This window comes from Ensifer sp. ENS03 (genome assembly GCF_014852035.1).
Classification (GTDB): Bacteria; Pseudomonadota; Alphaproteobacteria; order Rhizobiales; family Rhizobiaceae; genus Ensifer; species Ensifer adhaerens.
Window position 1 is genome coordinate 241457 of record NZ_JACVAV010000008.1, and the last position, 25588, is coordinate 267044.

Below are 25588 nucleotides of genomic sequence, written 5' to 3' on the forward strand. Positions count from 1 at the left end.
TTTAAATCGCGTTGGAAAGATTACGGGCTTCCGTCAAACATTAAAGATGAGTAATGGAGGAAGGAATTAGCCGGAGGCGTCGCCTCGTCCCTCGAGCATTGGATACGCCTAGATGTCGTTTCAACCGCGGATGCAGAACAAGATTTCCGGGTTCAAGGTGATCGGCGGGCTCCACCGGCGGGAATGGAACGGGATCATCGCCGACGTCTGGGACGTCGAATGCGAGGCGAGGGCAGGTGGCCACTATCTCTCGGATGATCCGCGCATGTTCATCGTGCTCGACGCTGAAGGCGGTAGCCGTTGCAACGTCAGACTTTCGCCCGATGGGCGCGGCGCGGTCGAGAACGAGCGCCAGCAGGCGCTTTCCTATATCCCGGCGGGCATGGAAATCTGGGCGGACATGGTCGATGTCAGGCGTATCCGCCACCTCGACCTGCATTTCAATCTCGAGGTTCTCGGCCGACGGCTGGAGGAGGAGCTCGATGCGGGGCGATGCGACACGCCACGGCTGATGTTTTACGACGAACGCTTCCTGCAGCTTGCACAGCTGATCGCCGCCGAGTGCCTCAATCCGCAGCCCTTGCACGATCTCTACGGCGATGGCCTGACGGTCGCATTGTTCATCGACCTGATGAAGCTTAATCGCAGCGATGCCCGCAAACGCAGCGCGCTTGCCACCTGGCAACTCCGCCGGGCGGTCGAATACATCGACGAGAACTGGGGGCGCAACATCCGCCTGGAGGAGCTGGCGTCCCTTGCCGGACTGTCGCAGTCGCACTTCAGCCACGCCTTCAAGGCGTCGACCGGCATGGCACCGCACCAGTGGCAGACCAATGCGCGGGTTGAAAGAGCCAAGCAACTGTTGCTGAAGAACGAGGCGTCGCTGACGACGGTTGCGGCCGAGACCGGCTTCTCCGACCAGGCGCACTTCACCCGGGTCTTCCGCAAGGTCGTGGGCGCGACGCCTGCGTCTTGGAAACGCAGCCGATTGAGCTGAGCAAGTTCCATCTTGAAGGGCGGTTGTTCGCATCAAATAGCCCAGAAACGTTCAATTTCCGCTGATCGCGACAAGAGCCACCGCAATAGTTGATATAAACACTCACCTTATTAGAGGGTGTAAGCCGCGCCGCCTGTAAGGCACTGCGGTGGTTCGGGTGAGATGGCAGACAGATGATGGTAAGAGGCAAGGCAGTACGGCTGACGGAGTGGTTGGCAAGCGGGGTCGCCGCCATTGCGGTTCTGGCCACCGGCGCGGCGATGGCGCAGGATGCGCCGGCGACAAGGCTGGAAACGATCGAGGCGACCGGCGCGAGGACGGAGAACGATGCCACAGGTCCGGTCGACGGCTATGTCGCCAAGGCAACGACGACCGGCTCGAAATCCGCAACTCCGATCGCTGAGATCCCGCAGAGCGTTTCCGTCGTCGGACGCGAGGAGCTTGACGACCGCGGCGTCGTCAACAAGGTCGACGAAGCGCTGCGCTACACGCCGGGCGTGATGGCCGAGCCCTTCGGCGTCGATCCGGATACCGACTGGTTCTACATCCGCGGCTTCGACGCGACGCAGACCGGCGTGTTCCTCGACGGCCTCAACCTCTTTTCCTACGGCTTTGGCGGGTTCCAGATCGATCCCTTCATGCTGGAACGTGTCGAGGTGCTGAAAGGTCCGGCTTCGGTGCTTTATGGCGGCGCCAATCCGGGCGGGATCGTCAGCCTCATCAGCAAGCGGCCGACGGGGGAAAACTCCGCCTATGTCGAGACGGGCATCAACAACAACGGCAATGCCTTCCTCGGGATTGACGTGAACCGGCAGCTGGACGACGCAATCAACTATCGCGTCACCGGCAAGGTCTCAGGTGGCGACAACTATGTGGACCATTCGGAGGATCTGCGCGGCTTCATCCTGCCGCAGATCACCTATCAGCCCGACGACGCGACCAGCTTGACCGTCTACGGCCTGCTGCAGGGCCTCGACCAGGTTCATACCGGTGGCGGCTTCCTGCCCTATATCGGCTCGGTCGTCGATGCGCCCTTCGGCAAGATCGACCGCAAGGCCTTCTTTGGCGAGCCGGACATCGATACCGGAACTTATGTGCAGCAGATGCTCGGCTACGAATTCAAGCACGAGTTCGACAGCGGCTGGCAGTTCAGTCAGAACCTTCGCTACGGTCATCTCTACAAGCACGAGAACGGGCCTTACACCTACGGCTACTACGATCCGAGCCTTCCTTTTCCGGTTTCGAACACGCCGGCGACCCCGGACAACCTGCTTTATCGCCTCGGCTTCGAGGCGACGTCGAAGGTCGATACGTTCGCCGTCGACAACCGGCTTGAAGGCGAGTTCGAGACGGGAGCGCTGGAGCATACGCTGCTCGTCGGTCTCGACTACAAGTTCTTCCGGCTGGACCACGTCCAGGCGTCGTCGGCGGGAACGCCGATCAGCGCTACTGATCCGGTCTATGGCGCGCCGCAACCCGCGAACGCCATCTACATCAACCAGGTGATTACACAGCAGCAGATCGGCGTCTACGCGCAGGACCAGATCCGCTTTGGTGACGGCTGGCTCGTCACGCTCAACGGTCGCTACGACCATGTCGACACCAAGACCGACAACGGGCCGACCTTCTGGGCGCCGACCCAGAATTCGAGTTTCGACTACAGCGAAGGCGCGCTTAGCGGTCGCGCCGGCCTTGCCTATGAATTCGACAACGGCCTCACCCCTTACGTCAGCGCCGCGACCTTCTTCAATCCGGTCGTGGCGGTAACGGCGACCGGCAATACCAAGCCGGAAGAGGGCGAGCAGTTCGAGGCCGGGATCAAGTACGAACCGACCTTTTTTGATGGCGTGCTGACGGCGTCCATCTACCAGCTGACCAAGCGCAACGCTCTCGTCACCGATCCGCTGACCAGCATCTCGACCCAGACCGGCGAAGTGCGTTCCCGCGGCATCGAGTTCGAGGGCAAGGTCAATCTCGACGAAAGCTGGAAGCTGATTGCGGGCCTCGATTTCATGGATATCGAGGTGACCGAGGACGCAAACCGTGCGCTGATCGGCAAGTCGCCCTATCTCGTCCCCGATACGCAGGCTTCGCTGTGGCTCGACTACACGGTGCAGCAGGGCGCGCTGGAAGGCCTCAGCCTCGGCGCCGGCGTGCGCTATCGCGGCGAGAGCTGGGCGGACAAGGAAAATACCGCGAAGGTGCCGGCGTCGACCGTCTTCGACGCAGCCCTGCGCTACGAGAAGGACGGCTGGGGCGCTGCCCTCAATGTCACCAACCTGTTCGACAAGCACTATGTCAGCGGCTGCAATGGCCTGCTTGTTTGCGGATATGGCGATGCGCGCACGGTCACGTTGAAGCTCAGCAAGACCTGGTGAGATCGTTCGGCTGATCGATGACCTGCTAAAGCAAACAGGGCGCTCGACCCGTGCCGGGGAGCGCCCTGTTTTTAACCCGGAGTGCCGCTATCGCACGCCAAAGGCGCCGACGGCTGAGAGCTCTCGAAACGGGTAGTGGCCTTTAAATGGAGAGGCCCGCCGCCTTTTCAAGGGCGAGAGCCTCCCTTGGAGCGAATTACTTCGCGCCGATTGCAGCAAGGCCTGCGGTCGCGCAGTTTGCGTCAACGTCGCCCGACGGCGCACCGCCGACACCGATGCCGCCGACGAGCGCCTTGCCGAACTTGATCGGCACGCCGCCGGCCTGGATGACCATGCGTGCGTCCATGTCGCGGAGACCTTCATTGGCGGGCTTGGAAGCGATGAATTCGCCGAGGCCAGCCGTGTCGCGCCCCATGGCCGCCGAGGTGAAGGCCTTGCCCTGGGCGCTGTTTCCGGTGTGCGGACCGGAATTGTCGGCCTTCAGCAGCACCTTGGTCGAACCGTCCCGTGCAACGACCGCGACGCTGACATTGTGGCCTTCGGCGGCGCATGCCTTCAGCGCTGCGTCGGCCGCCTTGACGGCCATGTCGAGCGGCAGGTAGGCGGCGGTCGGAAGCTCCTGGGCGGTGGCGGCAACGGGAGCGAGAAGAGCTGCTGCAAGCACGATATTGCGGATCATCAATGGGTTCCTTTCCTGTTGATATGGAAAGGTTATTGCGGAACGCCGCCCATCGATATTCGTAGCTCTTCCATCACCATCCGTAGTTCTACGGAGTTTGCGTCCCTTCGAGCCAGATGCGGGTCATCTCCGCCTGCGAGGTGCTGCCGAGCTTGGCGCCGATCGCCGCGCGATGGCTTTCCACCGTTCGCGGCGAGAGCCCGAGCCCCTCGGCGATCTGGCGGGTGGTGAAACCTGCAGCGATGCGATCGAGAACCTCGCGCTCACGCTGCGTGAGCGCTGCCAACAGAGCAAGAGTTTCCGCCTTTTCCGCCCGTGCCTGCATCGTACGCGCCAGTATTTCCTGCCCCTTGTGGATCGCGTCGATCAGGTCCTCTTCGTCTATGGGCTTGGAGAGAAAGTCGATGGCGCCGTTGCGGAAGGCGCGCCGGCAAGCTTCGATATCGCCATGGCCGGAAATGACGATCGTCGGCCAGTCCACGCCATTTTCGCGGAGCTTTTCCTGCAGCTTCAGCCCGGAGATCGCCGGCATGCGGATGTCGAGGATCAGGCAACCCGGCTCAAGGCGCGACAATTGCCCGAGAAAAGCCTGCGGATCGGCGAAGGGGATGACCTTGACGCCGACCGTCGAGAGCAGCAGGCCGAGCGCGCGGCGGACCGCATCGTCGTCGTCGACGAGATAGACGGGAACGGTCATTGTGTCTCTTCCAGACGGGCTCGCGCCTTGGGCAGTGTCACCCGGAAGGTGGCGCCCTCGTCGCCGGCCACCAATGTAATCTCGCCGCCGACGCGTTCCACCAGGCGTTGGCTGAGGGCGAGGCCAAGTCCCGTGCCGCCCGCCCGCGTCGTCATGAACGGGGTGAAAAGGCGCGGGCGCAAGGCTTCGGGAATACCTGGGCCATTGTCGACGACATCGAAAACCACCATGGAGTCTTCTTGCCTCAAGGTCACGACCACGCCGGGCGCTTCGCCTGCGTGACCGTCAAGTGCTTCCATCGCATTACGCACCAGATTGAAGGCTACCTGCTCGATTTCGACCGGGTCGCCTGTCACGATCACCGGCGTTTCCGGCAGGTGGAACTCCAGCAGGATGCTGCGGGACCGGGCGTCCTGCTCCAGCAGCGCCTCGACATTGCCGAGCGCTCGGCGCAGGTCGAATGCACTCACAGGTACCGCATTCGGCTGCGACCAGTTGCGGAACCGCTCCAGAATACCGGAAGCCCGGCGCGCCTGGCTGATGGTATCGTCGAGCACGGAGGCGAGGGCAGCGTGGTTCCCCTGGTTGAGGAGGCGACGCCCGGCTTGAGCCTGCGCGAGGATTGCGGTCAAGGGTTGGTTCAACTCGTGAGCCATGCCGCTTGCCATCTCTCCAAGCGCATTGACCCGTGAGGCATGGCTAAGCCGCGAATCGAGCGCGCTCAGCCGTGCCTGCTGTTCCGCCGCGCGGGTTCGCGCCCGTTGGCGCAAGGCCGCCAAGCCTGCGAGATAGGCGAGCGTCAGGGCGACGAACGTCAGGCCAGTCTGTAGGGGCGGAAACATATCGGAGAGACCGATATCCATACCGGTTTCGAGCAAGAGCGGTTGTGACGCGCTGCTGAGCGGCCTGGAGAAGCGGATGGCATTGGGCAGCGTGGCCGGCTGAAGCAGATTGTGCCCGTCCGGCAGCGAAAGCCGGACGGCCGTGCTCGATCGGGACCAGAAAGGCCCGCCATCGCCGATCAGCTTGCCGGCATCGATGGCGAGCATCAACCCGTAGCGCGCCTCGTTCGTGTTGGGGCTGCGCTTGACCATCATGTAATGATCGGGGCGCTGCGGATGCGGCAGAAGCGCAATCCGGCCGTCGGAAGCTTTGGCCGCCGCACGAATGCGCTTGGCCGTCGCCGCATCCAGCGGACCGGTCCCGATCGTCTCTGTCTCCGGATCAAGCGAGACAAGCTGGACTTCATCAATGCGCGGATAGAAGCGGGTAATCGTGCGCGCGACATCCAGGAAGAGATCGTGCCGGCGCCCTTCGGACGCAACCGCCACGGCCGAAAGCGCCGTCAAATGGGCATCGTGCTGATCGGCGCGCTGGGAGGCCAGCCCATGGAGCACGGTACTTTCCTGCTCCAGTTCGGCAACGAGGGACTGTCGCTCACGAGCGCCGAGAGCCACGGCCCCGACAAGCAGGAGGAGACACCAAAGGGCAGCAAGAAAAAAGGGCCGCTCAAGAAACGGACGGTTGTTCGGTAACATTGATCATTCTTGTCATTTGCAGGCTTTCTTGCACAGCCTTCCATTGCTGCTGTCCGGCTGCGCGGGGCGCCTGCCGGGGAAAATACGGTCCCGACGACAGAAAATCCAGAGCGCGTCGCGCGGCGCTACCCCGAAGGATCGCCAAGCACGGCCGGCCGTTTCAGCCCGGCTTGCGCGCGATCACGAGCTTCGCCTTGAGGATCTGCACGACCTCGTTGCGCTGGTTGATCGTCTGGCTGACGACGACGGCGATGCCGCGGTCCGGTTTCGAGCGCGAGGGAATGATCTCGACCACCTCGCTTTCGACACGCAGGGTATCGCCGGGCCGCGTCGGGGCCGGCCAAGTGATGTCTCCGCCCGCGCCGATGAGGCCACCGGCGAAAGGCAGGCCGGTCTCCACGTTCAGCCGCATCGTGATCGCCGCCGTGTGCCACCCGCTTGCGGCCAGGCCCTTGAAGAGCGTGTCACTGGCGGCCGCCTCGTCCAGATGAAACGGCTGCGGGTCGAACTGCGCGGCAAAAGTCTTGATCTGCGCCTCGTCGACCGTATGCGTCGCGCTGGTAAAGCGTTGTCCGACGTGAAGATCCTCCAGATAGAGACGATCCGGTCTGGAACCATGCATGGGCCTTCCTCCTTCCATCGTATCTTCGAATTAGTGTGCGCCACCCGCGCCGGCGCCGCCGAGTTGGATCTTGCGGGTGAAGAGCAGCGCGATGGCTGCAAGCGCCAGCACGATCCCGATCACCGCGAAGGTATCACTGAAACCGAGGATCAGCGCCTGCCGGCGAACCGTAGCACCGATCACGGCGATCGCCTTGTGCTGTGCGACGGCGGCATCGGTGACGCCATGGGCCATGAAATGCCGCGTCAGATCGCCGATCCGGTCGCGGACTTCGTCGCGATAGACAGTCACCGACTGGCCGATGATGTTTGAGTGAAACTGCTCACGCTTGGTCAGCACCGTCGCAAGGGTGGCCGTGCCGACGGCGCCGCCGAGATTGCGCAGCATGTTCGACAGGCCCGAGGCGGCTGCCGCGTCGTTCGGGGCGATACGGGCGGTGGTGATCACCGTGATCGGCGTCAGCACCAGCGCCTGACCGATGGCGCGTACGATATTCGGGATGAAGAACTGGTCGCCGGCACTGTCGAGCGACAGCGTCGTGTTCATGAAACAGCTGGCCGCGAAGATGCTTATGCCGACGAAACCGATGTAGCGCACGTCGAACCGCTTCATCAGCGCCGGCACGAGCGGGATGATGAGAAGCTGCGGCAGCCCGGTCCAGGCAAGCACGAGGCCAATCTGCTCGGCATTGTAGCGCTGCACCTGGCCGAGATACTGCGGCAGGATGTAGACCGTGCCGAACAGGGCGACGCCGACAAGCACGTTGACGAGAACGCCGACCCCGAAATTGCGCTGCTTGAGCAGGCGTAATTGCACCAGCGGCTTTTCGACCTTGAGCTCTATGATGATGAAGGCGATCAGGAACACGGCCGCCGTCAAAGCGAGCTTGACGATGAACGGCGATTGGAACCAGTCGTCCTTGTTGCCTTCCTCCAAAACCGTCTGTAGCGCCGAAAGGCCGATGGCCATGGTAATAATGCCGGCCCAATCGCCCTCCTTGAGCAGGGACAATTGCAGCGGCTTCTTCTCAAGGGTGAAGTAGAGCGCAATTACCATCACCAGGCTCGGCGGGGCGTTGACGAAGAAGATCGACTGCCAGCCATAATTCTCGGTGAGATAGCCGCCGATCGTCGGGCCAATCGCCGGGGCGAAGGTGACCGAGAGCGCAAACAGCGCCAGGCCGAGCGGCTGCTGCGCTTTGGGCAGGCGGGTCAACACCATGGTGAAGGCCATCGGAATGAGCACGCCGCCGGCAAAACCCTGCAGACCGCGCAGCGCAATCATCGAGCCTAGATCATGGGCAAACGCACAGGCCGCCGAAAACAGCGGAAACAGGATGGCGTTCGTCAGCATATAGCGCCGGAACGAGAAGACGCGGCTCAAATAGTCGGTGAGCGGGATCACGACGATTTCGCCGATGAGATACGAGGTCGATATCCAGGCGCCGTTGTCGACGCCGGTACCGATGCCGCCTTCGATATCGAGCAGCGAGGCGTTGGTAATCTGGATGTTGAGGATCGCCATGAAGGCGCCGATCAGGCCGGCAAGAACGGAAATCCAGGCCGTCGTACTTGCCTTGTCGGGCGACGTTGCTGCGGGCTCACGCACGCCGGGCGAAACCATGGGCATCGTGGTGGTGGACATTGCATCCTCCTGCCAGCCCTTAAAGCTGGGAACGGCGCCTGAGCGTCCTTCAGTTTATGCTTGCCGACACGGCGGCCACCGCCGTTCCTGCGGTTCGGGTGTCGATCGTCGGGTAGACGGACATGCCGGGCCGCAGCACCACGTCGAGCGGACTGTCGCGATTGATCACGATCTTGACGGGGATGCGCTGCACCACCTTGGTGAAGTTTCCCGTCGCATTGTCGGGCGGCAGCAGCGCAAATTCCTGGCCGCTTGCCGGCGAGATGCTGTCGACGTGGCCCTCGAAGACCTGGCCCGGGAAGGTGTCCACCTCTATCGCCACGGTCTGGCCGGGAACGACATCGGCAAGCTGTGTTTCCTTGTAGTTGGCAACGATGTAGGCCGCGTGCGTGGGCACGACTGCCATCAGCTGTGTCCCGGCCTGCACATATTGACCGACGCGCAAGGTGCGGTTGCCGATCACGCCGTCGATCGGTGCTGCGAGCGCGGTGTAGGAGAGATTGAGCTCGGCCTGATGCTCGGCCGCTTTCGCGCTGTCGAGCGCGGCCTTTGCCTGCGCGACCTCGGCCTTGATTACATCGAGCTGCTTGACCGCGCTTGCGAGCGCCGCCGTGTCGCGCGTCACTGCGGCCCTTGCGGCGGCGATGCGTGAGGCGGCCTGTTGCGCGTTCTGCAGGGTACCGAAGCCTTGCCTTGCGAGTTCCGAATAGCGCCTGTCGTCCTGCTCGGCGAATGTCTGATCCGCCTTGTCGGCCTCGACCGTCGCCTTGGCCGAATCAATCACGGATTGCTGTGCGATGAGAGCCGATTGCTTGTTTGCGATATTGGCCTCGGCGGCTTCGACGCCGGCCCTGGTCTGTTCGAGGCTGACTGTGAAGTCCCGATCGTCGATGCGGGCGAGAACCTGTCCGGCCTTGACCTGCTGGTTGTCGGTGACCAGCACCTCAGCGATATGGCCCGAGACCTTTGGGGCAATGGTCGTGCTATCGGCCTTCACATAGGCGTCGTCGGTCGACACCTCGAAGCGACCCGTCGTCCAGTAGGCCCAACCGAAATCGGTCGCGCCGGCGACGGCGGCGATGGCAACGGATGCGAAAAGCACATTGCGAAGCCGGCGCCTGCGGGTTCCGATAGCGTTCGTGGCGATCACAGTCGGGATGACAGGCAGCGTCCGCTGTGCCTCCACGCCGGGCACGGCCTCCATCGTTTTCATAGGTTGGGCATTTTCGATGCTGAATGACTGCTGGCTCATTTCCGGTTCCTTTCACCGGTGCGGCGCGCGTCGAAATGAACGGTTGGCCAAATAAGGAAACTTTATGCTTTCCAAAATATTCGCGCCGCCGATTGCTGTCAAACGAATTTGGAAAGTTTGGCCGTTCCATAATCTGAGCTGTCACCCAGGTAACATGATTACGAGGCGTTCGGGATCGACGGCGCCCGCGCCATCTTCAGGTGGCCGAACATGACAGCTATCTGAATGCGGCTACCGGGACGCATATTCCGCGTGAACCTCACGACTCGGTTCTGAGGTATTGTCACGCCGAGCCCTTAAAGCCCGGCCTGTCGCATCTCGCTTGCCAGAAACTCGGTGAAGGCCTTCACCTTCGGCAGCAACAGCCGATTGGTAGGATAGACCGCGTAGATGCCGCGTTCGGCGAGCTTGTGACCAGGCAGCACCTGGCAGAGCTTGCCCTCGGCAAGCAACGGCGTGGCGATGAAGGAGGGCAACACGCCAATGCCGATGCCCGCCTGTATCATTTCGCTGAGCATCAGGCTGTTGTCGGCGACGAAACGCGCCGGCAGGTCGATCATGACGGCGCCGTCAGGCCCTTCCAGCCTCCAGCTGCCGGGCTGGTCGGCCAGGCGATAGGTGAGGCAATGGTGGCTCTTGAGATCGGCAACGGTCGCGGGCGTGCCATTGTCTGCGAGATAGGCCGGGGCGGCGCAGATGACTTGGCCAATGTCGCCGAGCCGCCGGGCGATCAGCGATGAATCCGTCAGAGCCGCACGCACCCGGATGGAAACGTCAAAGCCTTCCGAAACGACGTCGAGCACGTGGTCGTCGAGCGTCATGTCGACCTTCAATTGCGGATGAAGTGTCATGAAGCGCGCGAGCATCGGCGCAAGCACGGTCAATCCGAAGGAGAGAGGCGCATTGAGCCGGAGCCGGCCGTTGATCTCGCCTGCCTCGCCGGAGGTGGTGCGCTCCAGATGATCGAGCTCGTCGAGAAGCCGGCAGCATTCGGAAAAATAGGCGCGTCCGTTTTCCGACAGGCTCATGCGCCGGGTCGTGCGCACGATGAGCACGGCCCCGAGCCGTTCTTCCAGTTGCCGGACCTGCTTGCTGATCGACGCGTTCGACTGTCCGAGCTCCTCCGCCGCCTTGTTGAAGCTCTGAAGTTCGATGACGCGGCGGAACGAACGCATGGCGGCCAGCAGATCCATATTTTCTCCAGAGTAAATTATATTTTCAATTCATCGCTGATTATTCGCTACATTGCCAGCAATAAGGTGAGCCCAGCTTCCTGATATCGCGGGAAGACCAGAAGAAGGAGTTCATCATGTTCAACACCGCAGTCCTGGAGCGTGTCTTGATCGCTTCTCTTGTCGCCAGCCTCTTTGGCGGCACGGCCTTCGCGCAGGAGGTCGGCAAGAGCCCGTGGGGGCCGAAGGACGAGATCGGGCGCCTCAACCTCATCACGCCGGAATCCCGCGCCGCCATTTTGTCGCGGATCGAGGGGAGCAAGTCCTACGACCTCGCGGTCGAGTATTTCATCGGCATGCCCAGCTGGGAGGCAGCCGGGGACCCGCCCTACCAGATGTGGATGACGCACACGCCGAATGGCACTCTGGTCTCCGATCCGATGAAAGTCGGCAAGGAGATGAACGCCCATGTCAGCTACACCGGCTCGGCGGTTTCGATGTATGCGCATATGGGCACGCACATTGACGCGCTCAATCACTTCGGCCTGAACGGCAAGATCTGGAATGGCTATGCGGCCGCCGACCACCTTGGAGATCAGGGCTGGACGGTCACCGGCGCCGAAAAACTGCCGCCGATCGTCGCGCGCGGCGTGATGATCGACGTCGCGGCAGCCAAAGGCATGCAGATGCTGCCCGACAACTACCGGATCACGCGCAAGGATCTCGAAGACGCGCTGAAAAGCCAGGGCGTGACGCTGGCGGAGGGCGATGTCGCCTTGATCCGCACGGGTCGCATGCAGAACTACGAAGACAAGTCCGCCTATATGAGCAACCCTCCCGGCCTCAGCATCGACGCGGCAAAGTTCCTCGTCGAGGACGGCGGCGCCATGGTGGTGGGCGCAGATAACCTGAGCTTCGAAGCCTTCCCGGCCGAAACGGAAAACAACTACATTCCCGTTCACACCTACCTGCTCGCGCAGCAAGGCGCTCCGATCATCGAGCTCATCAATCTCGAACAACTGTCCAAGGACAGGGTCTACGAGTTCGCCTTCGTTGGTGCGTCGTTGAAGTTCCGTGGCGCCGACGCAGCTCCGATCCGGCCGGTCGCCTTCCCGTTGCGATAGGCGGATGCCGTTAGGCCATCGACTGACGCGAGTGCCGCGGGATTGCGCCCGCGGCACTCGCCGTTTCCGCAACAAACGCCGCCCGATATACCTGCCGCATGGCGACGTCCGTACACGAAAAATCTTGACATTGCACGAACGTGCACGAAATTACTGGACCGCATCACAACCATTATCAATGGAGGGCAGCATGAGCATTGCGCACCGAATTCAAGTGGAAGACGTCACTATTCTCTCGGATGATTGGTACGTCCTGAAGAAAACCACCTTTTCCTTTCTGCGCGGCGACGGGAGCTGGCAGCGGCAGTCACGGGAAACCTACGATCGCGGCAACGGCGCGACGATCCTGCTCTACGATCTGGTCCGCCGCACCGTGATCCTGACCCGACAGTTTCGCTACCCAGCCTTCGTCAACGGCCATGATGACCTGCTCGTCGAGGCGCCAGCGGGACTGCTCGACAACGCCGAACCGGAAGCGCGCATCCGCGCGGAAACGGAGGAGGAGACGGGCTTTCGCGTGCGCGACGTGCGACAGGTGTTCGACGCCTTCATGAGCCCAGGCTCGGTGACCGAGCGCCTGCATTTCTTCGTTGGCGAGTACCAGCCCGGCGACCGCACATCCCAAGGCGGCGGTAACGAAGACGAAGGCGAGGATATCGCAGTTCTCGAACTTGGCATAGACGAGGCGCTTGCCATGATCCGCTCTGGCGCCATCCGCGATGGCAAGACGATCATGCTTCTGCAGTACGCCGCCTTGAACCTGTTCTCCAACCGAGTACCGGTCGGCGGCGTTGCAGATTGAGGCTGCGGCGTCCAACCGCCTCTGGGTCGGCGTCGATAACCCGGTTTTCCGACGGCTGTCGAAAATGCTCCGCGACGTCAGCCGGTGACCGCACCTTCGCTGGCCGGGCGCACCAGGGCCGCATACTTTGCCAGCACGCCGCGCCGATAACGCGGCGCAGGCTGGCGCCACAACGCCCGCCGTCGGGCGATCTCGTCTACCGGCAGGTTAAGCTGCAGGAGCCGCTTGCCAGCGTCGATTGTGATCTGGTCACCATCCTCGACGAGGGCGATCGTTCCGCCTTCGAACGCTTCCGGGGAGACATGGCCGACGACCATGCCCCATGTGCCACCGGAAAACCGCCCGTCGGTGACAAGGCCGACGCTCTCGCCGAGACCGCGCCCGATGATCGCCGATGTGGGAGCGAGCATTTCCGGCATGCCCGGTCCGCCCTTCGGGCCGAGATAACGAAGGACGAGGATATCACCTGGCCTTATTGTGTCGGAGAGAATGGCATCCATGGCGGACTGCTCGTCCTCAAAGACCCGCGCCGGACCGGTCATGACGGGGCGCTTGAGCCCGCTGATCTTCGCAACCGCCCCGCCTTCGGCGAGATTGCCATTGAGGATCGCGAGATGTCCTTCGCGATAAAGCGGTGCACTGAGCGGCCGGATGACCTCCTGCTCTGCGGTGGGCCTATCCGGCACGTGCGAGAGTTCCTCTCCGATTGTCCTGCCGGTTATCGTAAGACAATCACCGTAGAGCAGGCCCGCGTTCAACAAGAGTTTCAGTACCTGCGGCACGCCACCGGCCTTGTGAAGGTCGACGGCCATGTAGCGGCCGGACGGCTTCAGGTCGCAGATCACCGGAACCTGGCGACGCACGCGCTCGAAATCCTCCAACGTCCAGTCGACCTCAGCCGCATGCGCGATCGCCAGGTAGTGCAGCACGGCGTTCGTCGAGCCACCCGTCGCCATGACGAGTGTGACTGCGTTTTCAATCGATTGCCGCGTGACGATGTCGCGCGGCCTGATGCCCTTCTTCACGGCATCCACCAGGACGCGTGCCGATTCGACGGTGCTGTCGATCTTCTCCCGGTCGGGATTGGCCATGTTCGACGAGTAGAGCAGGGACATGCCCAGGGCTTCAAACGAGGAACTCATCGTGTTGGCCGTGTACATGCCGCCGCAGGATCCGGTCGTCGGACAGGCATTTCGCTCTATGCCTTCGAAATCCTCCGCGCTCATCTGGCCTGCCATGTAGGCGCCGACGGCCTCGAATGCCGAAACGACCGAGAGGCTCTGCCCCTTCCAGAGACCGGGCTTTATCGTGCCGCCATAGACATAGATGGCCGGGACATTGGCGCGGAGAATGCCGATCATGCCGCCCGGCATGTTCTTGTCGCAGCCGCCGAGCACCAGAACGCCGTCCATCCATTGACCCTGCACCGTCGTCTCGACGCAGTCAGCAATTACCTCACGCGAGACGAGGGAGTATTTCATGCCCTCTGTTCCCATGGACATGCCGTCCGAAATCGTCGGCGTCCCGAATATCTGTGGGTTAGCTCCAGCAGCCTTGATCGCGGTTACGGCCGCGTCCGCGAGTGGCTGCAGCCCGGCATTGCAGGGCGTGATCGTCGAGTGGCCATTGGCAATACCAATCATCGGCTTGGCGAAATCGGCCTTCTTGTATCCGAGCGCATAATACATTGCCCGGTTCGGCGAACGGGCGACGCCTTCTGTAATCTGTCTGGATCGTTGGTTGTGCATCTTGGCCTCCCGAATTGGCCTCCCGAAATCGAGACCAACCTACTGGCGCGCAAAAGAGTTGTGAAATATATTTCTGACGCCAATTTAGGTCTCTGAACATATTAATGAGCAACATGGACCTGAGACAGATTCGCCAGTTCGTGGCGGTTGCCGAGGAACTTCATTTCGGCCGCGCCGCCGAACGCCTCAACATGACGCAACCGCCGCTCAGTCAAGCGATCCAGGCGCTGGAAAGAGAACTCGGATTGCGGCTTTTCGATCGCACCAAACGCGAGGTGAAACTCACGCCCGTCGGCGAGCAATGGTTTGTGCATGCCCGACGCGTTCTGGCAGAGGCGACAGCGCTGCCTGATATCGCGAGAAAGCTTGCACGCGGCGAAATGGGGCTCCTGCGCCTGTCCTTCGTCAGTACTGTCGACTATAGCCTGCTGCCAGCAGCCGTCGGTCGCTTTCGGGCTGCCTATCCAAACGTCGAGCTCTCTCTGCGCGAAGCGACAAGCGACGTGCAGATCGATGCCCTGCTAAGGAGCGAAGTCGATGTCGGCATCGTCATCGCTCCGCCATCCAGTTCGCTGAGCCAAACCCTGAGCTATCGCCCGATCCTTCGCGAACCGCTGATTGCCGCGGTCCCGTCATCCTGGATAGACGAAGGGCGCGACGGCTTCTGCGAGGGGATACTCCAACCTGCCGCGTTCTTCGCCGCGCCACTGATCCTCTTTCCACGGCGGTCCGCGCCGATCTTTCACGACCTTGTTTCGGGCTACTTCGCCGAGCATCGCTCAGCCTTCTCCGTCTTCCAGGAGGCTATACAGATGCAGACGATCATCGGACTGGTAGGCTCCGGGATGGGTGTCGCACTGGTTCCGCAGTCCATGACCAGGCTGCAGCGAGACGGGGTGACCTATCTGCCGCTTTCCGGGCGCGTCCCGACAGTTGAAACTGGCTTGCTTTGGCGCACCAATGATCGGAACGCGGCATGCGCAAACTTTCTCGCTGTCGCCAATGCGTCGGTTCATCAGCCTGCGCAAGCGCTGTAACCGACAGGTGGATCCTGCGAAGGACGCAATTCGCAAATGCGAGGCGATGTATGCGCCTCCTCACCTCGCTAACTTGCTTCGGCGGATATCCATGCCGCTCCTGTCTGACCGTGGTGGAAACCATTCGAAAACGGCCTGTTTGGGTAAACGCCGCCAAGATCCGCCTGTGCTTCACGTGGTGAGCATCGCCCGGCGATGACATCGTCGAAGATGCGGGCCACGGCCGCCATGTCGCAATCCTGCGGCGACAGCCGAATGCGGGAAACGCCGGCGGCGGCAAGCTCCGGCAGTTCCTGGATCAGCGCCTGGCAGGTGTGCGACATGGTCTGTACGCCGTTCAGCGCCAGAAAAGCCTGGCTGTCGAGGGTCTCGACGGTCAGGCCGTCAGGGTCTTCGCCGCAGATGAACTGGCAATTGTCCTTGATCAGCCCCTTGGAGCGGGCATGGGCGCAACGCGCCGAAATCGCGAGCGGTACGCGGCCGAACGCGAAGACCTCGAAGGCGACCCCCGGACTTTCCTCGATAATGCCGCGCACCGACGTCATCGGCAGTTCTGGCGGCAGACAGATGCTCATCGCGCCCCTCGAGGCCAAGAGCCGGGCAGTCGCGCCGTTATAGACGTTGACCAGCGGCCCGATAGAATGCGGCTTGCCGGCAAGCAGGTGCAGCGCGGATAGGTCATTGACCTCGATCGGATGGGCGCTGTCACGCACCAGCCCGCGCACCAACTGGCTTTCACGTTCCAGCGTCACCAGCGCGAGCGAGGCGAGGCTCACCTGCTTGCCGGCATTCTCCAGCCGTTCGATGACCTCGCCGACATGGGGCTCGATGAAATGCAGCCGCTTCGAGCAGACGGCCTCGCCGATCGTGACGTGGGCGATCGGCGCTTCGTCGGCAATGCGGAAATAAAAATCGCGCCATTTGGGGCCATCCCAGAGATAGTAGACCGGGCCGAGGCTCAGGACGGGCTTGGATGGGCTTGTTGATATGGTCATGGGCCGATTACCTCCAGCGCTTTTCGTAGGCGCCTGTTGTCGTCTTCTGGCCTTCGCTGAGCGCCTTCAGCCGCGACACCAATGCGGGCCGCTCGGTGGCGCTGGCGGTCAGTGCCCGCCGCATCACTGACACGACCTCGGCGACATAGGCTTTGCCGCGCTGCCGGCCCTCGATCTTCAGCGCGCTGACGCCGGCGCTGCGCAGGGCATCGATATGGTCCATGACGTCGAGTGAAACCGGGTCCTCGAAGGCGTAGCCGCGGTCCTCCGCAATGTCGAAGCGCCCCTTGCAGAGCGTCGGATAGCCAGCGGCTTCGCCCGCCGGGAAGCGGTTGATAGTGTAATCGCCGAGCTCGGACACCAACTCGCGTCCGTCCTGGCGATAGCGCACGTGGCTTGCGGGCGAGCAGACACCGTTCATGTTGGGCGACTTGCCGGTGGCGTAGGAAGAAAGCGAACAGCGCCCCTCGGCCATGACACAGAGGCCGCCGAAGGCAAAGACCTCGATCTCGCAATCGATCTGTTTGGCAAGGCGAGCGATGTCGGCGATCGTCAGGGTCCGCGGCAACACAACGCGTTTTGCCGCGAAGGTCTCGACGAGGAAGCGCACGGCGTCGGCATTCGAGGCCGAGGCTTGCACGGAAACGTGCAGCCGCTGCTGCGGATGGCGTTCGACCGTATAAGCCATCAGGCCGAAATCCGCGAGGATGACGGCATCGGCACCAAGTGCCACGGCGTCATCCACCGCCTGATGCCAGAGCGTCTCCTGGCCGGCGCGCATGAAGGTGTTGATCGCAACGAAGGTCATCACCCTGCGCTGCTTGGCATAGGCAATTGCCGTTCGGAGTTCGTCGCGCGAGAAGTTCAAGCCCGGAAAATTGCGGGCGTTCGTCTCGTCGCGAAAGCCGCAATAGACCGCGTCGGCGCCGGCATCGACGGCTTCGCGGAACGCAGCTGGCGTGCCGGCGGGGCAGATCAGTTCCATTGGGGAGCCTCCTCCTTGAGAACGCGGCCAAGCGCCCGTTCGCGGATCTGTTCTCCCGCGCGGCGCACGAGCGGGGCCAGCGGTCCGGCCATGTCAGCGAGATCGCTTGGAAGGTCGATCTCGCAATCGTCGAGTGCGTTGCGCAGCGCCAGCATCGCCTCCATGTCGCCGCTGACGGCAAGATCGCGCGAAAAGAACACGGCGTCGCCGTCGATGCGGCCCTCGAGCAGCGCCAAGAGCAGTACGAGCTCACCTTCCATGCAGGCATCGGAAACCGGCGCACGCTCCTTGCGATGTACGGAGATGCGCGGCACGGCCGGTTCGACAAGGAAGCTGATCGGCAGGTCAGACGGCTGGAAGGCGTAGCGCTTGGCTGCATGATCCGCGAGACGGTCGAAGAGGCCCGGATGGCTCGCGATCACATGGGCAAAGACGCGCTGCACCACGCTTTCGATGGCGACGATGGGAACGAAGCTAAGGGGGGCGGTGATCGCGAGCGGAAGTGTCATTTGCTACCTGTGGAGCGTCGGAATCGAACGATGCGGCGCATGCTAGTCGCCTGCTGCCGGTCGTTGTTTGCGCCACGTCAAAGACAAGGGCCATTCGCCGCCACAAACAGGCTCCATGAACAGGACCTTTCGCCCGTCAAAGGGCTTTGCAACGCTTCAGGATTTTATCGACGTGCTCGAGCGCGAAGGCGATTTGAAGCGGATTTCGCGACCGGTTTCGCTGGTGCATGAGGTGACCGAAATCCACCGCCGCGTGCTTGCCGCCGACGGGCCGGCGCTTCTCTTCGAGCGGCCGGTCGATGCGACAGGCACCGCACAACCGATCCCGCTTCTGACCAATCTCTTCGGGTCGGAACGCCGGATCGAGCGTGGTTTCGGCCTGGCGCCGGGCGGGCTCGATGCGCTTGCGGGTGAACTTGCGGAGCTGCGCGATCCGAGAGCGCCGCAGTCGCTGCGCGACGCCTGGGATCGGCTGCCTCTGCTCCGATCGGCGATGTATATGCGGCCACGAAAGGTAACGCGTGCGCTGTGTCAGGAGGTCGTCTGGCGCGATCAGGAAATCGACCTTGGGCGCCTGCCGGTTCAATGGTGCTGGCCGGGCGAGCCGGCGCCGCTGATTACCTGGCCACTGGTGATCACGCGCGCGCCGGATGATCCGTTCGATGTCAATGTCGGGATCTATCGCATGCAGGTGCTGGGGCCCGATCGCGCCATCGTGCGCTGGCTCGCCCACCGCGGCGGCGCCCGCCACCATCGTCTCTGGCAACGCCTGGGTCAGGACATGCCGATCGCGGTCGTCATCGGTGCCGACCCAGCGACGATCCTTTCTGCGGTCATGCCGCTGCCGGACGGACTGAGCGAGCTGAATTTCTCAGGCCTGCTTCGGCGCGGCAGGACGCAACTCGTGAAGGCGAAGACCGTGCCACTTTCAGTGCCGGCCAATGCGGAGATCGTGATCGAGGGTACGGTCTCGGCGAGCGAGACCGCGGAGGAGGGCCCCTATGGCGACCATACCGGCTATTATAATTCGGTGGAGCCGTTCCCGGTCATGCGTCTGTCGGCGATCACCATGCGTCGGAATCCGCTCTATCTTTCCACCTATACCGGCCGACCGCCGGACGAGCCTTCGCGGCTCGGAGAGGCGATGAACAGGCTGTTCGTGCCACTGGTTCGCAAGCAGTTTCCGGAGATATCCGATCTCTGGTTGCCGCCGGAGGCCTGCTCCTACAGAGCCATGGTCGTCGCGATCGACAAGCGTTATCCCGGTCAGGCCAAGCGCGTGATGATGGGGCTTTGGTCTGTCTTGCCGCAGTTCAGCTACACCAAGCTGATCATCGCCGTCGACCCGGATATCGACGTGCGCAACTGGTCCGACGTAATGTGGGCTCTTGCGACCCGCTTCGATGCCAGCCGTGACGTGACCGTGATCGAAGGCACGCCGATTGACTATCTCGACTTCGCGTCGCCGCGCTCCGGCCTCGGTGGCAAGCTCGGGCTCGACGCCACCAACAAGATTGGCACTGAGACCGACCGTGAATGGGGGCGGGTGCTCGAAATGTCGCCGGAGGTCGTGGGTCAGGTCGATGCGATCTGGGCCGGTCTCGGGCTTGGAGGGCTGACCCGATGATCAGGTTGAAGATCGTCCTCGGTGTCACCGGGGCTTCGGGTGCTGCGATTGCGGTACGCATCGCGGAGCGGCTCAGCGAAATCGAAAGCGTCGAGCTGCATCTGGTTCTGTCGCCGGCGGCGCACCGCACGCTCGCGCATGAGGTCGGCGCAGACGCTTTTCCATCCCTGCTGCGTCTGGCCGCGCGGACCTATGACCACGCCGATATCGGCGCGGCGATTGCGAGCGGATCGTTTTCGACGGCCGGCATGATCGTCGCGCCGTGCTCCATGCGCTCACTTGCGGCGATCTCTGCCGGCATGGCCGATAACCTCGTGGTACGTGCAGCCGACGTGCATCTGAAGGAGCGGCGCAGGCTGGTGCTGATGGCACGCGAGACACCGCTGCATCTCGGTCACCTGCGCAATATGTGCGCCGTCACGGAAATGGGAGCGATTATCATGCCGCCGGTGCCGGCCTTCTATCATCGGCCTGAGAGCGTCGCGGCCATCGTCGACCATCTGGCGGCCCGAGCGATCGACCTGCTGGCACTGCCGATCACCCCGCAGGCTATGGCTTGGCAGGGCGAGGACCAAAAATCATCGTGATCTAGAAGACGGTGGCCTGAAGCAGCGGATCGGCGCCGAACAGGACCTCGTGACCGCCAAGCAGTAGCCACACGGCAATCGCGACGGTGGCAAAGGCGGCGATGATCATCACGGGATCGGCGCGCAAACGGGTTTCGCCTCGGATAATGGCCGCAAAAGGCCAGACTGACGTGCCCTTCGAGGCCGTTTGCCAGCCGTCACCCAAACGCCGGCGGGCACGCTTTTCAAGCATGAAGAAGCCACCGGCGGAAAACAGTGCGAAACCGCCGAAAAGCACCAGCGCGCGCAAGTCGCCATTGGGCACGATGTGACCGGCGGCCCAGAACAGGAAGCCCCAGAGCACCGGGTGACGGGTGATCGTTACGATGGCGCCGGGCCGCTCGTTTCCCTGATAGATGGAGATCGACAACGCGTTTTCGCTGAAGAGGCCAGCCAGCACGAGAAAGATGCCGAGTGGCGCCAGCACGAAGGTTACCCAGGCCTGCCAGGCTGACGGTTCCCAGAGTGGGATGAAATCGAGCTGAAGGGCCGCGTGAAAGACGAAGCCGAGAGCGAGCACTGATAGAAGCGAATAGACCGCGAAATAGGTCGAGCGACCGAGCCGGTTGATCAGGCCCTGGCGTAACGCCGGCCAGGCCGGCACCAGATGGAGCAGCAGGAAGACGGCGAAGGCGAGGAGAAAATAGGTCATATCGGTTGTCTCACGCATGGCGCCAGAGAAGCAGGCGCTCCGTTGCGACATGGCGGCGAACAGTTTCGAAGAAGCCCCGCAGCATGTAGCCGATCGCATCCCAGCTGAGCGATGGCCTGTTGTCGAGAACCGCCTTCAGCACACGTACCAGCTCGACGGCTGCCCGATCGTCCTGGTCATGCTCGGCGCGCAGCCGTGCGATCAAGGCGTAACGGCCGTCGTCTGCCCGCTGAATTTCGACTGCTGGAAACAGGATCATTTCCTCCAGCGCGTGGACGCGCCTGAGCTTTTCCGGCAGCTCCGTCAGGATCACGCGGCAGCTCGTCAGGTCGATGCGGCGCGGGATGGAATCGGCCAGCGTCTCGAGGCGATCACACAGGGATAAAAGCTCGCGGTAAGCCTGCCCCAGCTCGTGATGTTCTGAAAATTGCTGCTGCATCGATCTGCTCCGTTGAGTGTTGGTTCGAACTACACCCGACGGCAATGATCCTCTTTGACATTTCTCAAAGTCTGCAGATCAGCGATCGAGAAACAGAACGATGGCGATCGCAACGGAGGAGAGGATCGCCGACAGCGTCGCGCCGCGCTGAAGCACGCCCATGCGATAGAGCACGAGGGCGAAGACGATGATGATGGGGGTGGCGACGGAAAGGCCGATCTGTGCGTCTGTCATCGGAAGGCTCCTTTGTTGTCAGCCAATAGCCCCGCCCCCTGCCGGCTTCTTTGCTCAATCGCAAAGACAGGGTGCGCGCTCGCGCCTAGCTCGAACGATGTTTTTTGAACGGAGGCGCTGACATGGATGCCCGCAGTCATCCGATTGCCGCAACGGTGGAAGAGGATACGACGGACGCCTTGCTGCTCTGGGTGCTCGTCTGGAGTGAACTTGCCGCGTTCGGTATTCTGCTTGTCGGCTTCCTGATTGTGGGTCTTCTCCAGCCGGACGCGTTTGCCGCCGCCCGCTCGCATCTCGATCCGCTGCTTGCCGGCATCAACACGCTTGTTCTTTTGACAAGCGGCTGGCAGGCGGCCTTGGCGGCGAGGCCGAGTGCATCGCTTAAGCAGCGTCGGCGGGCGCTGGTGAATGCAGCACTTTTCGGCTTCGCCTTTGTGGGGATCAAGCTCTTCGAATATAGCGCCGAGGCCGGCGTTGCCGGCGATCCTCAGTTCGGCTCCTTCTTCGAGCTCTATTTTCTCGTCACGGGCTTCCATCTGCTGCACGTCGTCTTCGGTGCCTTCGTGCTCATCATCGTTGCCTGGCGACCGAAACCCGGCAATGTCGAGCTGATCACCACGCTCTGGCACGTGATCGATCTGGTCTGGATCGTGATGTTCCCGCTCGTCTATCTCGTGTGAGTGCCATGACCGATCGCAATCCCAGACAATTGTTCAAGACCTGGCTGGTGCTTGCCGTAGCCGTGATGTCGGGCATGGCGCTGATGGCGGTCGCCGGGCCGGCCACCCTCGTCATCGTCGTGTTGCTCGGGCTCGCCATAGTCAAAAGCCGGTTCGTCGCGCTCGATTTCATGGGGCTCCGGCAGGCGCCGTCGGCCCTTCGTCTTGGCCTTTTGATCTGGCCCGCAGCACTCGTCCTCGTCGCTGCAGCGAAGCTGGTCCTGAGCACTGCTTTCATCAGCTGAGGCTAGCCGCGGACTTGTTTGCCGAAACGCAAAGAAGCCGCCGCCGATTTCCCTAGACATGAGGTCGCCCCGATTGTTGCCGGCTGCGCCGCACGGGGAGGGGATCAGATCAGCCGGCCGCACTCTCAGCGGCCAACTGAAATCGAAAGGACGACGTGATGGCAGAACGCCTCACCAAAACCGGGGCCCGTAACGTCTTTTACGGCGGGTCCTTCTTTTTCTTCGCAATCTTCGTCGGGCTGACCGCCCACAGCCACTACTACATGCGGACGACTTCGACGGATGAGTCGACGCTGACCGATGCGGTCGCCCGCGGCAAACACGTCTGGGAAAAGAACTCCTGTATCAACTGCCACACACTTCTCGGCGAGGGCGCCTATTTCGCGCCCGAGCTCGGCAACGTCTGGAAGCGATTCGGCGGCGAGGCCGATCCGGATGGCGCCCGCGATACGCTTAAGGCCTGGATGGCTGCCCAGCCGACCGGCATCGAGGGACGGCGGCAGATGCCGCAGTTCAATCTCACCGAACAGGAACTCAACGACCTCGCCGACTTCCTCGAATGGACGAGCCGCATAAAGACCCAGAACTGGCCGCCGAACGAGGCAGGTTAAGCGAACCGAGTGGAGTGTGACACCATGAAATACCAAACCCAAAAGGTCGCGATGCTCTATTTCTACGGAGCGCTTGGCCTGTTTCTCGCCCAGGTGCTGTTCGGCGTGCTTGCCGGCACCATCTACGTCCTGCCCAACACGCTCTCCGAGCTGCTGCCCTTCAACATCGTGCGCATGGTCCACACCAACGCGCTGATCGTCTGGCTGCTCATGGGCTTCATGGGCGCGACCTACTACCTGCTGCCGGAAGAGGCAGAAACCGAGCTCTACAGCACGAAGATCGCCATCGCGCAGTTCTGGATCTTCCTGATCGCCGCGGCCATTGCCGTCGTCGGCTACCTCATGCACATCCACGAGGGGCGTGAGTTCCTCGAGCAGCCCTTCGCGATCAAGGTCGGCATCGTCATCGTCGCGCTGATGTTCCTCTACAACATCACGCTGACTGTGTTGAAAGGCCGCAAGACGACCGTCACCAACATCCTGATCTTCGGGCTTTGGGGTGTCGCGATCTTCTTCCTCTTCGCTTTCTACAATCCGATCAACCTGGCGCTCGACAAGATGTACTGGTGGTACGTCGTCCATCTCTGGGTCGAAGGCGTCTGGGAACTGATCATGGCATCGGTGCTCGCCTTCCTGATGATCAAGCTCAACGGCATCGACCGTGAGGTCGTCGAAAAGTGGCTCTATGTCATCGTCGGCCTGGCGCTCTTCTCCGGCATCCTCGGCACGGGCCACCACTACTACTGGATCGGCGCGCCGGGCTACTGGCAGTGGATCGGTTCGCTGTTCTCGACGCTGGAAGTGGCCCCCTTCTTCACCATGGTGGTCTTCACCTTCGTGATGACCTGGAAGGCCGGCCGCAAGCATCCGAATCGCGCAGCCCTCCTCTGGTCGATCGGCTGCTCGGTCATGGCCTTCTTCGGCGCCGGCGTCTGGGGCTTCCTGCACACGCTGTCTTCGGTGAACTACTATACCCACGGCACCCAGGTGACCGCAGCCCATGGACACCTCGCCTTCTTCGGCGCCTATGTGATGCTGAACCTCGCGGTCATGGCCTATGCCATCCCGGAGATCCGCGGCCGTGCGCCCTATAACCAGTGGCTGTCGATGGTGAGCTTCTGGATCATGTGCACCGCCATGTCGGTCATGACCTTCGCGCTGACCTTTGCCGGTGTTCTCCAGGCGCATCTGCAGCGCGTGCTCGGCGAAAGCTACATGGACGTCCAGGACCAGCTGGCACTGTTCTACTGGATCCGCCTCGGTTCCGGTGCCGTCGTCCTGATCTCGGCGCTGATGTTCATCTGGGCCGTTCTGGTGCCCGGGCGCGAGCGTAGCGAGAAGCTCGCCGGTATCGTCCAACCCGCTGAATAACTGCCCAGCCGGCGCGGTTCGCCGCGCCGGCATCTCCCCAAAAAATCCCAGCATGGAGACTTGCCATGAGCCCTGTCCAATCTGCCGTCAGTCGCGCGGCGCTCGATATCCCCGCCTATAGCCCCTCCGGCAATGAATGCGCGTTGTTCGAAAGCGCCTGGGTGCGCCAGCTGCCGCTGCTTCTGAAGGGACCGACAGGATGCGGCAAGACCCGCTTCGTCAGCCACATGGCAGCGAAGCTCGGCCTGCCGCTTTCGACCGTTTCCTGCCATGACGATCTGGCCGCCGCCGACCTTACCGGTCGCTATCTGCTCAAGGGTGGCGACACCGTCTGGGTCGACGGCCCCCTGACCCGGGCCGTGCGCAACGGTGGCGTCTGCTATCTCGACGAGATCGTGGAAGCCCGCAAGGACGTCGCCGTCGTCCTGCATCCACTGACCGACGATCGCCGCATGTTACCGCTTGAACGGACCGGCGAACTGCTCGAAGCACCGTCGAGCTTCATGCTGATCGTGTCCTACAATCCCGGCTACCAGAACCTTTTGAAGAGCCTGAAGCCGAGCACCCGTCAGCGCTTCGTGGCGATCGAGTTCGATTTCCTGCCGCGCAACGCGGAGATTTCAGTCGTTTCGCAAGAGAGCGGACTGCTGGAGAGCCAGGTGGCGCCGCTCGTCAACCTCGCGCAGCGCCTGCGCGCTCTGAAAGGGCATGATCTCGAAGAAGGCGTGTCGACCCGGCTGCTCGTCTATTGCGCCTCGCTGATTGATGCCGGAATGCCGGTGAAGGATGCGGTGCGGGCCGCGATGATCGAGCCTCTGACCGACGAACCGGATGTGCGCTCAGCACTTCTCGAAGTGGCCGGTTCTCTGATCGCCTGAGGTGAGC

27 protein-coding genes are annotated in these 25588 nt (G+C 62.3%); 13 read left to right on the forward strand and 14 right to left on the reverse strand.

Going from position 1 to position 25588, the window contains the following annotated elements:
- Positions 1 to 112: 112 nt before the first annotated feature.
- Together IB263_RS25035 and IB263_RS25040 are read left to right on the forward strand one after the other, a co-directional pair.
- Complete coding sequence (locus IB263_RS25035) at positions 113 to 997, forward strand: AraC family transcriptional regulator (RefSeq protein ID WP_034790688.1); 885 nt, start codon at positions 113 to 115, stop codon at positions 995 to 997.
- 173 nt (positions 998 to 1170) lie between these two features.
- Positions 1171 to 3375: a TonB-dependent siderophore receptor gene (locus IB263_RS25040; RefSeq protein ID WP_192439221.1), complete on the forward strand. Its 2205-nt coding sequence runs from the start codon at positions 1171 to 1173 to the stop codon at positions 3373 to 3375.
- 196 nt (positions 3376 to 3571) lie between these two features.
- On the opposite strand, the gene IB263_RS25045 is transcribed toward IB263_RS25040, so the two are convergent.
- The 3 genes from IB263_RS25045 to IB263_RS25055 form a co-directional block, all read right to left on the reverse strand.
- The gene (locus IB263_RS25045; protein WP_060521119.1) at positions 3572 to 4054 is read right to left on the reverse strand and encodes a heme-binding protein; all 483 of its coding nucleotides are present in this window, start codon (positions 4052 to 4054) and stop codon (positions 3572 to 3574) included.
- Between the two features lie 88 nt (positions 4055 to 4142).
- Complete coding sequence (locus IB263_RS25050; RefSeq protein WP_060521120.1) at positions 4143 to 4751, reverse strand: response regulator transcription factor; 609 nt, start codon at positions 4749 to 4751, stop codon at positions 4143 to 4145.
- A complete protein-coding gene (locus tag IB263_RS25055) occupies positions 4748 to 6148 on the reverse strand; it encodes a sensor histidine kinase (protein ID WP_371814204.1) in 1401 nt (466 codons plus the stop codon). Before IB263_RS25055 ends, IB263_RS25050 begins: the two co-directional genes overlap by 4 nt.
- On the opposite strand from IB263_RS25055, the gene IB263_RS34210 reads away from it, so the two are divergent.
- Positions 6140 to 6286 (forward strand): hypothetical protein, encoded by a 147-nt coding sequence (locus IB263_RS34210; RefSeq protein ID WP_234798769.1) that lies wholly within the window; start codon positions 6140 to 6142, stop codon positions 6284 to 6286. The genes IB263_RS25055 and IB263_RS34210 overlap by 9 nt on opposite strands.
- Positions 6287 to 6449: 163 nt before the next feature.
- Here IB263_RS34210 and IB263_RS25060 read toward each other — a convergent pair whose 3' ends face one another.
- The 4 genes from IB263_RS25060 to IB263_RS25075 form a co-directional block, all read right to left on the reverse strand.
- A complete protein-coding gene (locus IB263_RS25060; RefSeq protein WP_060521122.1) occupies positions 6450 to 6911 on the reverse strand; it encodes a MaoC family dehydratase in 462 nt (153 codons plus the stop codon).
- 30 nt (positions 6912 to 6941) lie between these two features.
- The gene (locus tag IB263_RS25065; RefSeq protein WP_113544628.1) at positions 6942 to 8534 is read right to left on the reverse strand and encodes a DHA2 family efflux MFS transporter permease subunit; all 1593 of its coding nucleotides are present in this window, start codon (positions 8532 to 8534) and stop codon (positions 6942 to 6944) included.
- A gap of 70 nt (positions 8535 to 8604) precedes the next feature.
- Positions 8605 to 9807 carry an HlyD family secretion protein gene (locus IB263_RS25070; RefSeq protein WP_060521124.1) on the reverse strand — a complete coding sequence of 401 codons (1203 nt, stop codon included), beginning with the start codon at positions 9805 to 9807 and terminating at the stop codon, positions 8605 to 8607.
- Positions 9808 to 10103: 296 nt separating this feature from the next.
- Positions 10104 to 11000, reverse strand: a complete 897-nt coding sequence (locus tag IB263_RS25075; protein ID WP_060521125.1) for a LysR family transcriptional regulator — start codon at positions 10998 to 11000, stop codon at positions 10104 to 10106.
- Positions 11001 to 11116: 116 nt separating this feature from the next.
- Here IB263_RS25075 and IB263_RS25080 point away from each other — a divergent pair, with 116 nt between their 5' ends.
- Positions 11117 to 12103 (forward strand): cyclase family protein, encoded by a 987-nt coding sequence (locus IB263_RS25080; protein ID WP_060521126.1) that lies wholly within the window; start codon positions 11117 to 11119, stop codon positions 12101 to 12103.
- Positions 12104 to 12293: 190 nt separating this feature from the next.
- Positions 12294 to 12905: an NUDIX domain-containing protein gene (locus IB263_RS25085; RefSeq protein WP_060521127.1), complete on the forward strand. Its 612-nt coding sequence runs from the start codon at positions 12294 to 12296 to the stop codon at positions 12903 to 12905.
- 77 nt (positions 12906 to 12982) lie between these two features.
- Here the strand turns inward: IB263_RS25085 and ilvD are convergent, their stop codons facing one another.
- Positions 12983 to 14653: a dihydroxy-acid dehydratase gene (gene ilvD, locus IB263_RS25090; protein ID WP_060521128.1), complete on the reverse strand. Its 1671-nt coding sequence runs from the start codon at positions 14651 to 14653 to the stop codon at positions 12983 to 12985.
- 113 nt (positions 14654 to 14766) lie between these two features.
- On the opposite strand from ilvD, the gene IB263_RS25095 reads away from it, so the two are divergent.
- Positions 14767 to 15690 (forward strand): LysR family transcriptional regulator, encoded by a 924-nt coding sequence (locus IB263_RS25095; RefSeq protein WP_060521129.1) that lies wholly within the window; start codon positions 14767 to 14769, stop codon positions 15688 to 15690.
- A gap of 68 nt (positions 15691 to 15758) precedes the next feature.
- On the opposite strand, the gene IB263_RS25100 is transcribed toward IB263_RS25095, so the two are convergent.
- From IB263_RS25100 to IB263_RS25110, 3 genes are read right to left on the reverse strand one after another with little or no spacing between them, the layout of a single operon-like run.
- Positions 15759 to 16685 carry a U32 family peptidase gene (locus tag IB263_RS25100; RefSeq protein ID WP_034790621.1) on the reverse strand — a complete coding sequence of 309 codons (927 nt, stop codon included), beginning with the start codon at positions 16683 to 16685 and terminating at the stop codon, positions 15759 to 15761.
- A gap of 7 nt (positions 16686 to 16692) precedes the next feature.
- On the reverse strand, positions 16693 to 17670 hold the full coding sequence (locus tag IB263_RS25105; RefSeq protein WP_034790618.1) for a peptidase U32 family protein: 978 nt from the start codon (positions 17668 to 17670) through the stop codon (positions 16693 to 16695).
- Positions 17661 to 18179 (reverse strand): SCP2 domain-containing protein, encoded by a 519-nt coding sequence (locus IB263_RS25110; RefSeq protein ID WP_060521130.1) that lies wholly within the window; start codon positions 18177 to 18179, stop codon positions 17661 to 17663. The genes IB263_RS25105 and IB263_RS25110 overlap by 10 nt, the downstream gene beginning before the upstream one ends.
- A 115-nt stretch (positions 18180 to 18294) precedes the next feature.
- Here IB263_RS25110 and IB263_RS25115 point away from each other — a divergent pair, with 115 nt between their 5' ends.
- On the forward strand, positions 18295 to 19806 hold the full coding sequence (locus IB263_RS25115) for a UbiD family decarboxylase (RefSeq protein WP_060521131.1): 1512 nt from the start codon (positions 18295 to 18297) through the stop codon (positions 19804 to 19806).
- On the forward strand, positions 19803 to 20393 hold the full coding sequence (locus tag IB263_RS25120; RefSeq protein ID WP_060521132.1) for a UbiX family flavin prenyltransferase: 591 nt from the start codon (positions 19803 to 19805) through the stop codon (positions 20391 to 20393). The genes IB263_RS25115 and IB263_RS25120 overlap by 4 nt, the downstream gene beginning before the upstream one ends.
- Before the next feature lies 1 nt (position 20394).
- On the opposite strand, the gene IB263_RS25125 is transcribed toward IB263_RS25120, so the two are convergent.
- The 3 genes from IB263_RS25125 to IB263_RS25135 all read right to left on the reverse strand — a co-directional run bounded on the left by IB263_RS25125 (position 20395) and on the right by IB263_RS25135 (position 21757).
- Positions 20395 to 21084, reverse strand: a complete 690-nt coding sequence (locus IB263_RS25125) for an NnrU family protein (protein WP_060521323.1) — start codon at positions 21082 to 21084, stop codon at positions 20395 to 20397.
- 10 nt (positions 21085 to 21094) lie between these two features.
- Complete coding sequence (locus IB263_RS25130; protein WP_051659203.1) at positions 21095 to 21523, reverse strand: hemerythrin domain-containing protein; 429 nt, start codon at positions 21521 to 21523, stop codon at positions 21095 to 21097.
- A 78-nt stretch (positions 21524 to 21601) separates the two neighbouring features.
- Positions 21602 to 21757, reverse strand: a complete 156-nt coding sequence (locus tag IB263_RS25135; RefSeq protein ID WP_089044838.1) for a hypothetical protein — start codon at positions 21755 to 21757, stop codon at positions 21602 to 21604.
- 122 nt (positions 21758 to 21879) lie between these two features.
- On the opposite strand from IB263_RS25135, the gene IB263_RS25140 reads away from it, so the two are divergent.
- The 5 genes from IB263_RS25140 (at position 21880) to IB263_RS25160 (ending at position 25581) form a co-directional block, all read left to right on the forward strand.
- Positions 21880 to 22437, forward strand: a complete 558-nt coding sequence (locus IB263_RS25140) for a cytochrome c oxidase subunit 3 (protein ID WP_113544623.1) — start codon at positions 21880 to 21882, stop codon at positions 22435 to 22437.
- A gap of 5 nt (positions 22438 to 22442) precedes the next feature.
- A complete protein-coding gene (locus IB263_RS25145; RefSeq protein WP_060521325.1) occupies positions 22443 to 22721 on the forward strand; it encodes a cytochrome C oxidase subunit IV family protein in 279 nt (92 codons plus the stop codon).
- Positions 22722 to 22879: 158 nt separating this feature from the next.
- The gene (locus IB263_RS25150; protein ID WP_060521133.1) at positions 22880 to 23332 is read left to right on the forward strand and encodes a cytochrome c; all 453 of its coding nucleotides are present in this window, start codon (positions 22880 to 22882) and stop codon (positions 23330 to 23332) included.
- 24 nt (positions 23333 to 23356) lie between these two features.
- On the forward strand, positions 23357 to 24703 hold the full coding sequence (locus tag IB263_RS25155) for a nitric-oxide reductase large subunit (protein WP_060521134.1): 1347 nt from the start codon (positions 23357 to 23359) through the stop codon (positions 24701 to 24703).
- A gap of 65 nt (positions 24704 to 24768) precedes the next feature.
- Positions 24769 to 25581 carry a CbbQ/NirQ/NorQ/GpvN family protein gene (locus tag IB263_RS25160; RefSeq protein WP_060521135.1) on the forward strand — a complete coding sequence of 271 codons (813 nt, stop codon included), beginning with the start codon at positions 24769 to 24771 and terminating at the stop codon, positions 25579 to 25581.
- The last annotated feature ends 7 nt before the right edge of the window (positions 25582 to 25588 follow it).

Coding starts and splice junctions, on each gene's coding strand:
- IB263_RS25035 (WP_034790688.1), top strand. CDS start 113: ATGTCGTTTCAACCGCGGATGCAGAACAAGATTTCCGGGTTCAAGGTG.
- IB263_RS25040 (WP_192439221.1), top strand. CDS start 1,171: ATGATGGTAAGAGGCAAGGCAGTACGGCTGACGGAGTGGTTGGCAAGC.
- IB263_RS25045 (WP_060521119.1), bottom strand. CDS start 4,054: ATGATCCGCAATATCGTGCTTGCAGCAGCTCTTCTCGCTCCCGTTGCC.
- IB263_RS25050 (WP_060521120.1), bottom strand. CDS start 4,751: ATGACCGTTCCCGTCTATCTCGTCGACGACGACGATGCGGTCCGCCGC.
- IB263_RS34210 (WP_234798769.1), top strand. CDS start 6,140: ATGGAGCACGGTACTTTCCTGCTCCAGTTCGGCAACGAGGGACTGTCG.
- IB263_RS25060 (WP_060521122.1), bottom strand. CDS start 6,911: ATGCATGGTTCCAGACCGGATCGTCTCTATCTGGAGGATCTTCACGTC.
- IB263_RS25065 (WP_113544628.1), bottom strand. CDS start 8,534: ATGGTTTCGCCCGGCGTGCGTGAGCCCGCAGCAACGTCGCCCGACAAG.
- IB263_RS25070 (WP_060521124.1), bottom strand. CDS start 9,807: ATGAGCCAGCAGTCATTCAGCATCGAAAATGCCCAACCTATGAAAACG.
- IB263_RS25075 (WP_060521125.1), bottom strand. CDS start 11,000: ATGGATCTGCTGGCCGCCATGCGTTCGTTCCGCCGCGTCATCGAACTT.
- IB263_RS25080 (WP_060521126.1), top strand. CDS start 11,117: ATGTTCAACACCGCAGTCCTGGAGCGTGTCTTGATCGCTTCTCTTGTC.
- IB263_RS25085 (WP_060521127.1), top strand. CDS start 12,294: ATGAGCATTGCGCACCGAATTCAAGTGGAAGACGTCACTATTCTCTCG.
- ilvD (WP_060521128.1), bottom strand. CDS start 14,653: ATGCACAACCAACGATCCAGACAGATTACAGAAGGCGTCGCCCGTTCG.
- IB263_RS25095 (WP_060521129.1), top strand. CDS start 14,767: ATGGACCTGAGACAGATTCGCCAGTTCGTGGCGGTTGCCGAGGAACTT.
- IB263_RS25100 (WP_034790621.1), bottom strand. CDS start 16,685: ATGACCATATCAACAAGCCCATCCAAGCCCGTCCTGAGCCTCGGCCCG.
- IB263_RS25105 (WP_034790618.1), bottom strand. CDS start 17,670: ATGGAACTGATCTGCCCCGCCGGCACGCCAGCTGCGTTCCGCGAAGCC.
- IB263_RS25110 (WP_060521130.1), bottom strand. CDS start 18,179: ATGACACTTCCGCTCGCGATCACCGCCCCCCTTAGCTTCGTTCCCATC.
- IB263_RS25115 (WP_060521131.1), top strand. CDS start 18,295: ATGAACAGGACCTTTCGCCCGTCAAAGGGCTTTGCAACGCTTCAGGAT.
- IB263_RS25120 (WP_060521132.1), top strand. CDS start 19,803: ATGATCAGGTTGAAGATCGTCCTCGGTGTCACCGGGGCTTCGGGTGCT.
- IB263_RS25125 (WP_060521323.1), bottom strand. CDS start 21,084: ATGACCTATTTTCTCCTCGCCTTCGCCGTCTTCCTGCTGCTCCATCTG.
- IB263_RS25130 (WP_051659203.1), bottom strand. CDS start 21,523: ATGCAGCAGCAATTTTCAGAACATCACGAGCTGGGGCAGGCTTACCGC.
- IB263_RS25135 (WP_089044838.1), bottom strand. CDS start 21,757: ATGACAGACGCACAGATCGGCCTTTCCGTCGCCACCCCCATCATCATC.
- IB263_RS25140 (WP_113544623.1), top strand. CDS start 21,880: ATGGATGCCCGCAGTCATCCGATTGCCGCAACGGTGGAAGAGGATACG.
- IB263_RS25145 (WP_060521325.1), top strand. CDS start 22,443: ATGACCGATCGCAATCCCAGACAATTGTTCAAGACCTGGCTGGTGCTT.
- IB263_RS25150 (WP_060521133.1), top strand. CDS start 22,880: ATGGCAGAACGCCTCACCAAAACCGGGGCCCGTAACGTCTTTTACGGC.
- IB263_RS25155 (WP_060521134.1), top strand. CDS start 23,357: ATGAAATACCAAACCCAAAAGGTCGCGATGCTCTATTTCTACGGAGCG.
- IB263_RS25160 (WP_060521135.1), top strand. CDS start 24,769: ATGAGCCCTGTCCAATCTGCCGTCAGTCGCGCGGCGCTCGATATCCCC.